Source organism: Vibrio sp. 1562, from assembly GCF_033340155.1.
GTDB classification, from domain to species: Bacteria; Pseudomonadota; Gammaproteobacteria; order Enterobacterales; family Vibrionaceae; genus Vibrio; species Vibrio alginolyticus.
In genome coordinates this window covers 1-747 of record NZ_JAWOVY010000276.1, presented here as the reverse complement: position 1 = coordinate 747, position 747 = coordinate 1, and the positions used below count along the sequence as shown (strand labels likewise).

1 protein-coding gene is annotated in these 747 nt (G+C 44.6%); it reads right to left on the bottom strand.

Translation table 11 applies throughout. The annotated features are described in order from the left end of the window. Nucleotides 1–692 (bottom strand): NAD(P)-dependent oxidoreductase (locus R7Z49_RS24640; protein ID WP_318112321.1); only part of this gene is annotated, 692 nt, incomplete at its 3' end. Nucleotides 693–747: the final 55 nt, after the last annotated feature.

Genomic DNA, 747 nt, shown 5'->3' with positions numbered 1-747 from the left:
AAGCTGGCTTCATCCAACACATCTCCTCTACCTACATTGAATAATAAAGCTTGGTTGAGATGTTGAAGTGTTTCACGGTTGAGCAAGGCACGAGTATTAGGTGTACTCGGTAATGTATTAACGACAATATCTGCCTTTCTTAAAGCATTTGCTAGTTCATTGATGTGGAAGGTTTGTGCAAATTCATCATTGGCTGTTGGAATTCCTGTGCGATTAATACCAATCGTGTTAATCCCCATCGCCTGGGCCGTTTGTGCTAGGCATTTCCCAATGCTACCCGTACCGAGAATCACCATGGTTTTGCTTTGCAGTGATGTGTAGAGATGCGGTTGCCACTGCTTGTTTTGTTGTTGCTGGTGGTAGTGCATAAAATGACGATAGTGGCTGATGCAATATCCGAGGACGTACTCTGCGATTAGCGGACCAAACACGCCACGCACATTCGTCAGCGTATAGTCTTGGCGAAATTCTGGGGTAATGAGCGCATTTACGCCCGCATAGGTAGATTGTACCCACTCAAGTTGTGAAAATTCGTCTAATCTTTGTGAGAGTAAAGGAGGATCGGCAAGAACAATGTGTGCCTCTTGCGGCTTGTCCGTAATGTTCAGGTCGGGCAGATTTTTCTCTGCCAATAACGTTTCGTAGGTGTCGCGATGCTCTGAGAGCAGGAAAATCTGATTTGGATGCTGCATTAACTTTTTTCCCTGTGATGAATCAAGTACACTTTCGCTGTTTTTTTCTTCAATG